We start from the raw sequence: 7,452 nt of genomic DNA on the forward strand, positions 1-7,452 counted from the left end.
CGACCGCGGCGCAACCCACCACGGCGAAAACAGCGCAGCCGAACGCCGGAACGCGGCGCTCCAAAGCGGTGGCTGCGGCATGCATGTCGCGAAGCCTAACAGAGTTCACGCCGCTGGCAATTTGGCGGGGGAATCAGTGTGTGACCAGCCAGGTGACGATGACCAGTGCCACCAGCGCGACAAGAATGAGGGTGACGTGTGAACGCGGCATTGTGATTATCCGGAGCTCTCATCGGAATGCCGGGCGCGCCGCAACAATTCAATGCCACGGCCGAGCAACCCGTCCAGCAAGGTCGCCAGCAGGTACGCCAGGGCAAGCACCACCGGCATTACCGCCAGGGCCTGCAGCACGAACGGCAGACCGGAGAGCCACAGTTCAACGCCGTCCCACCAATTCAGGAAGCCGTTCACCGTGACCACCCTAGTCCTGGCCGGGATGGGTACGCGCCCACGTAACACCTCGGTTGCGGAGGTGGACGCGAAGTGGGTCCACGGTCGATGATGTCGGGATGGCCTTGCACCCCGATGCCGCTGATACAGCTAACGACGAGGTGGTCGATTCGGTCGAGGAGGCAGCCACGATCTCCGCGTCCACCGAGCTTCAAGCGTTCGACCCGTCCATGCCAGTGGAGGTCGACTCGGCCCTGCCGTTCCCGTCCAGCTCGTCGTCACGCAACCCGTTCCCGCCGATCGCCGACTACGCCTTCCTGTCGGACTGGGAGACCACCTGCCTGATCTCGCCGGCCGGTTCGGTGGAGTGGCTGTGTGTGCCGCGGCCGGACTCCCCCAGCGTGTTCGGAGCCATCCTGGACCGCAGCGCCGGGCATTTCCGGCTCGGCCCGTACGGCGTCTCGGTGCCGTCGGCGCGGCGCTACCTGCCCGGCAGCCTGATCATGGAGACCACCTGGCAGACCCATACCGGCTGGCTGATCGTGCGCGACGCCCTGGTGATGGGACCGTGGCACGACATCGAACGGCGGTCGCGGACGCACCGCCGCACCCCGATGGACTGGGACGCCGAACACATTCTGCTCCGGACAGTGCGCTGCGTCAGCGGCACCGTCGAACTGATGATGAGCTGCGAACCGGCCTTCGACTACCACCGCCTCGGCGCCACCTGGGAGTACTCGTCCAACGCGTACGGCGAGGCCATCGCCCGGGCCAACAAGCAGCCGGACGCGCATCCGACGCTGCGGCTGACCACCAATCTGCGGATCGGACTGGAAGGTCGCGAGGCGCGTGCCCGGACCCGGATGAAAGAGGGCGACGACGTGTTCGTCGCGCTGAGCTGGACCAAGCATCCGCCGCCGCAGACCTACCAAGAGGCCGCCGACAAGATGTGGCAGACCACCGAGTGTTGGCGGCAGTGGATCAACATCGGCAACTTCCCGGACCACCCGTGGCGCGCCTACCTGCAGCGCAGCGCCCTGACCCTGAAGGGGTTGACGTACTCCCCGACGGGCGCCCTGCTGGCCGCCGCCACCACGTCGCTGCCCGAGACGCCGCAAGGCGAACGTAACTGGGACTACCGCTACTCCTGGATTCGCGACTCGACGTTCGCCCTGTGGGGCCTCTACACCCTCGGGCTGGACCGCGAGGCCGACGACTTCTTCGCGTTCATCGCCGACGTGTCCGGCGCCAACAGCAACGAGCGGCACCCGCTCCAGGTGATGTACGGGGTCGGGGGCGAGCGCAGCCTGGTCGAAGAAGAACTCAACCACCTCTCCGGCTACGACCACGCGCGCCCGGTCCGCATCGGCAACGGCGCCTACGACCAGGTGCAGCACGACATCTGGGGCTCGGTGCTCGACTCGTTCTACCTGCACGCCAAATCCCGCGAGCAGGTCCCCGAGACGCTGTGGCCGGTGCTGAAAAAGCAGGTGGAAGAGGCGATCAAGCACTGGCGGGAGCCCGACCGCGGCATCTGGGAGGTGCGCGGCGAGCCGCAGCACTTCACGTCGTCGAAGGTGATGTGCTGGGTGGCGCTGGACCGCGGGGCGAAGCTGGCCGATAAGCAGGGTGAGCTGAGCTATGCCGGGCAGTGGCGGGAGATCGCCGACGAGATCAAGGCCGACATCCTCGAGCACGGGGTGGACTCCCGGGGTGTGTTCACCCAGCGCTACGGCAGTGACGCACTCGACGCGTCGCTGCTGCTGGTGGTGTTGACCCGGTTCCTGCCGCCCGACGACCCGCGGGTGCGCGCGACGGTGCTGGCGATCGCCGACGAACTGACCGAGGAAGGCCTGGTGCTGCGGTACCGGGTGCACGAGACCGACGACGGGTTGTCCGGTGAGGAAGGCACGTTCACCATCTGCTCGTTCTGGCTGGTGTCGGCGCTGGTCGAGATCGGTGAAGTGGCTCGCGCCAAGCGGCTGTGCGAGCGGCTGCTGGCGTATGCCAGCCCGTTGCATCTGTACGCCGAGGAGATCGAGCCGCGGACCGGCCGGCACCTGGGCAACTTCCCGCAGGCGTTCACCCACCTGGCGTTGATCAACGCGGTGGTGCACGTGATCAGGGCCGAAGAGGAAGCCGACGGTTCGGGGACGTTCCAGCCGGCCAACGCGCCGGTGTGAGTCCGTTCCCTACTTCTTGCCTTTATCGCCCGCGGCTTCGGTGGACAGGGCGGCCACGAACGCTTCCTGCGGCACGTCGACCCGTCCGATGGTCTTCATCCGCTTCTTGCCTTCCTTCTGCTTTTCCAGCAGCTTGCGCTTGCGGGTGATGTCACCGCCGTAACACTTGGACAACACGTCCTTGCGGATGGCCCGGATGTTCTCGCGCGCAATGATTTTCGAGCCGATCGCGGCCTGGACCGGCACTTCGAACTGTTGCCGCGGGATCAGTTCCTTGAGCTTGGTGGTCATCTTGTTGCCGTAGGCCGAGGCACCGTCCTTGTGGACGATGGCACTGAATGCGTCGACGGCTTCGCCCTGCAACAGGATGTCGACCTTGACCAGTTGCGCCTCCTGCTCGCCGGCCTCCTCGTAGTCCAGGCTGGCGTAACCGCGGGTGCGTGACTTCAACGAGTCGAAGAAGTCAAAGATGATCTCTCCCAACGGCATTGTGTAACGAAGTTCCACCCGCTCCGGCGACAGATAGTCCATGCCGCCGAGCTCGCCGCGCCGCGACTGGCAGAGTTCCATGATGGTGCCGATGAATTCGCTGGGCGCGATGATGGTGGTCTTGACGACGGGCTCGTAGACGGTGCGGACCTTGCCTTCCGGCCAGTCCGACGGGTTGGTCACCACGATCTCGGTGTTGTCATCTTTCACCACGCGGTAGACGACGTTGGGTGAGGTCGAGATCAGGTCGAGGTCGAATTCGCGCTCGAGGCGTTCGCGGGTGATCTCCATGTGCAACAGGCCGAGAAATCCGCAACGGAACCCGAAGCCCAGCGCCACTGAGGTTTCCGGCTCGTACGTCAGGGCCGCGTCGTTGAGTTGCAGCTTGTCCAGGGCGTCGCGCAGGTTCGGGTAGTCCGAGCCGTCCACGGGATAGAGCCCGGAATAGACCATGGGTTTGGGTTCGCGGTAGCCGGTCAGCGCTTCCTTGGCGCCGTTGCGCGCCGTCGTCACGGTGTCCCCGACCTTGGACTGGCGGACGTCCTTCACTCCGGTGATCAGATAGCCCACCTCACCCACCCCGAGACCGTCGCTGGCCTTGGGTTCGGGCGAGACGATGCCGACCTCGAGCAGTTCGTGGGTGGCGCCGGTGGACATCATCGCGATGCGTTCGCGCGGGACGATCTTGCCGTCGACCACGCGGACGTAGGTGACCACGCCGCGGTAGATGTCGTAGACAGAGTCGAAGATCATTGCCCGGGTGGGACCGTCGGCGTCGCCCTGCGGCGGCGGCACCTCGCGCACCACGTGGTCGAGCAGGTCGGCGACGCCCTCGCCGGTCTTGCCGGACACCCGCAGCACGTCGCCGGGTTCGCAGCCGATGATGTGCGCGATCTCGCCCGCGTACCGGTCCGGATCGGCGGCCGGCAGGTCGATCTTGTTGAGCACCGGGATGATGTGCAGGTCGCGGTCCAGCGCCAGGTAGAGGTTGGCCAGGGTCTGCGCCTCGATGCCCTGAGCGGCGTCCACCAGCAGCACGGCTCCCTCACAGGCTTCGAGGGCACGGGAGACCTCGTAGGTGAAGTCGACGTGGCCCGGCGTGTCGATGAGGTGCAACACGTACTCGGTGTCATCCACCTTCCAGGGCAGCCGCACGTTCTGCGCCTTGATGGTGATGCCGCGTTCGCGCTCGATGTCCATCCGGTCCAGGTACTGGGCGCGCATCGAGCGCTCGTCGACCACCCCGGTCAGCTGCAGCATCCGGTCGGCCAGCGTCGACTTGCCGTGGTCGATGTGAGCGATGATGCAGAAGTTCCGAATCTGCGCCGGCGGGGTGAAGGTCTTGTCGGCGAAACTGGCGATGGGAAATCTCCTGGTCGAGCGGTCAACGAGTATGCCCAGCGTATCCGTGCGCGGCAGCCGGGACACAATCACGCGGTTATGCTGCGAGCATGGCACCGGGTAAGAAGTCGTCCGGCAAGTCACAGTGGAAGACGTTCCAGCGGTTCGCGGAGAACTTGGTCAACGAGGCTCCGAAGGTGGTCCAGCGGCTGCAGAACACGCAGGAGACGCTGAAGACCATCCAGCAGGCGGTGAAGATCACCGCGAACATCATGGCGATGGGTCTGCCGGCGCCGCCAACGGAGGTCACCGCCGGCCGGCCGGTGACCAAAACGAGCTTCCCGACTGCGCAGCGGGCCCGAAGAGTGATGTATGCACCCGACCTCGACGGTCGGGCCGATCCCGGCGAGATCGTGTGGACCTGGGTGGTCTACGAGGACGATCCGACACGTGGCAAAGACCGGCCGGTGCTTGTCGTGGGCCGCGACCGCAGTGTCCTGTTGGGGCTCATGCTTTCCAGCCAGGAGCGCCACTCCGACGACCGGGACTGGGTCGCGATCGGTTCGGGTGACTGGGATTACGAGGGCAGGCCGAGTTGGGTGCGGCTGGACCGGGTGCTCGACGTGCCCGAGGAAGGCATCCGCCGCGAGGGCGCGATTCTGGAACGCGAAACCTTCGAGGTGGTCGCCGCCCGGTTGCGTGCCGAGTACTCCTGGCGCTGAGGTTGCGCGAGCAGACGCGAAATCGCATCGGAGCGTTTGCTCCCGTGCGATTTCGCGTCTGCTCGCGGGTGGAACTCGCGCCTGGAACAGGCGGTGAAACTCAGCCCTGGGTGATGTAGGACTGCAGCTGCTGCTGCTCGGCCTCGAGCTCACCCATGCGGGTCTTGACCACGTCACCGATGCTGACGATGCCGATCAGCTTGCGGCCGTCGAGCACCGGCACGTGCCGCACCCGATTCTGGGTCATCAACACGCTGATGTTGTCCACCGTGTCGGACTTCGTACAGGTGGCGACGGCACTGGTCATGATCTTGGAGACGGGCCGCGACAACACGCTGGCACCGTGCACGTGCAGTTGGCGCACCACGTCGCGTTCCGACACGATGCCGACCACGCCCTCGTCGCCCATCACCACCATGGCGCCGATGTTCTGTTCGGCCAGACCGGCAAGCAGTTCCCGGACCGTCGCGTCTGGGTTGATCGTCGTCACCGCCGCACCCTTGTTCCGCAAGACGTCCGCGATCCGCATCAATGCCTCCCGTCGGTGGTGATCTGATTCACACAGGCTACGACTAACTCGGCCGACGGGAAAGGAGACATCCTGTCCCGCGCGCACCCGAATCGGCCGATTGCGGTGAACACACCGGGCCGGCTTGCAAGGATGGGGCCATGATCGAGGTCACCCTGCTCGGAACCGGAAGCCCCATCCCAGACCCCAACCGCGCCGGACCGGCCACCCTGGTTCGCGCGGGCGGGCAGGTGTTCCTGGTGGATTGTGGCCGCGGGGTGCTGCAGCGTGCGGCTGCGGTGGGCGTCGGCGCCGCTGGGCTGTCGGCGCTGCTGCTCACCCATCTGCACAGTGACCACATCGCCGAGCTCGGGGACGTGCTCATCACCAGCTGGGTGACGAACTTCGCGCCCGATCCCCCGCCGCTGCAGATCATCGGCCCGCCGGGAACCGCGGAGGTGGTGCAGGCGACGCTGAAGGCGTTCGGCCATGACATCGGTTACCGCATCGCCCACCACGCCGACCTGAACGCACCGCCGCCGATCGAGGTCCATGAGCACACCGACGGGCCGGTGTGGGACCGCGACGGCGTGACGATCCGGGTGGCGCCGACCGATCACCGACCGGTCGCGCCCACCATCGGATTCCGCATCGAGTTCGACGGCGCCTCGGTGGTGCTGGCGGGCGACACCGTGCCATGTCCCACCTTGGACGAATTAGCCTCTGGCGCAGATGCTTTGGTGCACACAGTGATCCGCAAGGACATCCTGACCCATGTTCCGCAGCAGCGGGTGAAGGACGTCTGCGACTACCACTCGTCGGTGCAGGAGGCCGCCGCGACCGCCGCCCGCGCGGGCGTGGGCACCCTGATCATGACGCACTATGTGCCCGCCGTCGTGCCGGGCCAGGAGGAGCAGTGGCGGGCGTTGGCCGCCACCGAGTTCGGCGGGCGAGTCGAGTTGGGCGACGACCTGCACCGTGTGGAGGTCTCGGCGCGGCGGTAACGGCCACGCTTCGTCCAGGTGGAAATGGATGTCCTCGCGCTGACATCGAGGTACTATCCGCTCCTGCCGATTCGTCGAAAGGTGCCGCATGTCGTGGTTCGCCGTGGGGCCAGAGGCAGTCGCGGCTGCCGCGGACAGCCTGGCCGGCGTCGGCTCCACGATCGGTGAGGCCAATGTCGCCGCGGCTCTGCAAACGGCCGGCGTGCCGGCGGCCGCGGCCGATCAGGTCTCGGCGGCGGTAGCGGCGTTCTGGGGATCGCACGCGCAGGGCTACCAGAACATCAGCGCTCAGATGTCGGCATTTCACGACCAGTTCGTCCAGGCGCTGAACAGCAGTGGCGCGGCCTACGCCAACGCCGAGGCGGCAGCCGCGTCGCCGCTGCAGGATCTGCTCGGTGTCATCAACGCGCCCACCCAGCAGCTGCTCGGGCGGCCACTGATCGGTGACGGCGCGGACGGCGGCACCGTCGGGGGCGTCGGCCAGGCCGGTGGCGCCGGCGGACTGCTGTATGGCAACGGCGGCCGCGGCGGGAACAGCACGAACACCGGAGCGGTCGGTGGTAGCGGTGGAGCAGCCGGATTGATCGGTAACGGCGGCGCCGGCGGCAATGGCGGCGGCGCCGCGGCCGGCGGGGCCGGCGGCAACGCGTGGCTGCTCGGGACGGGTGGCGCCGGGGGCAGCGGTGGCGTCAATGCCGTCGGCCTCAACGGCGGCATCGGTGGAAACGGCGGCATGGGCGGCTTGTTCTTCGGCAACGGTGGGGTGGGCGGCGTCGGCGGAGCCGGCGGTGGACTCGCTGCGGGCGGAGCCGGCG

The 7,452-nt window shown here is 67.0% G+C and carries 6 protein-coding genes and 1 pseudogene; 4 read left to right on the forward strand and 3 right to left on the reverse strand.

What is annotated here, in order from left to right:
- Positions 1 to 216 precede the first annotated feature (216 nt).
- A complete protein-coding gene (locus AO501_RS33350) occupies positions 217 to 411 on the reverse strand; it encodes a hypothetical protein (RefSeq protein ID WP_055581846.1) in 195 nt (64 codons plus the stop codon).
- Between the two features lie 254 nt (positions 412 to 665).
- On the opposite strand from AO501_RS33350, the pseudogene AO501_RS33355 reads away from it, so the two are divergent.
- Positions 666 to 2,573 (forward strand): annotated as a pseudogene (locus AO501_RS33355) (glycoside hydrolase family 15 protein); the annotation flags it as partial.
- 9 nt (positions 2,574 to 2,582) lie between these two features.
- Here the strand turns inward: AO501_RS33355 and lepA are convergent.
- Positions 2,583 to 4,520 carry a translation elongation factor 4 gene (gene lepA / locus AO501_RS33360; RefSeq protein ID WP_156452922.1) on the reverse strand — a complete coding sequence of 646 codons (1,938 nt, stop codon included), beginning with the start codon at positions 4,518 to 4,520 and terminating at the stop codon, positions 2,583 to 2,585.
- Between lepA and AO501_RS33365 the strand changes: the two genes are divergently transcribed.
- A complete protein-coding gene (locus tag AO501_RS33365) occupies positions 4,514 to 5,125 on the forward strand; it encodes a type II toxin-antitoxin system PemK/MazF family toxin (protein ID WP_055581828.1) in 612 nt (203 codons plus the stop codon). The genes lepA and AO501_RS33365 overlap by 7 nt on opposite strands.
- A gap of 100 nt (positions 5,126 to 5,225) precedes the next feature.
- Here AO501_RS33365 and AO501_RS33370 read toward each other — a convergent pair whose 3' ends face one another.
- Positions 5,226 to 5,654 carry a CBS domain-containing protein gene (locus AO501_RS33370; protein WP_055581829.1) on the reverse strand — a complete coding sequence of 143 codons (429 nt, stop codon included), beginning with the start codon at positions 5,652 to 5,654 and terminating at the stop codon, positions 5,226 to 5,228.
- Between the two features lie 140 nt (positions 5,655 to 5,794).
- Here AO501_RS33370 and AO501_RS33375 point away from each other — a divergent pair, with 140 nt between their 5' ends.
- Both AO501_RS33375 and AO501_RS33380 read left to right on the forward strand, forming a co-directional pair.
- Positions 5,795 to 6,637 (forward strand): ribonuclease Z, encoded by an 843-nt coding sequence (locus tag AO501_RS33375; protein ID WP_055581830.1) that lies wholly within the window; start codon positions 5,795 to 5,797, stop codon positions 6,635 to 6,637.
- Between the two features lie 88 nt (positions 6,638 to 6,725).
- On the forward strand, positions 6,726 to 7,452 hold a 727-nt coding region (locus AO501_RS33380; protein WP_156452923.1), incomplete at its 3' end, for a PE family protein.

This window comes from Mycobacterium gordonae (genome assembly GCF_001417955.2).
GTDB classification, from domain to species: Bacteria; Actinomycetota; Actinomycetes; order Mycobacteriales; family Mycobacteriaceae; genus Mycobacterium; species Mycobacterium gordonae_B.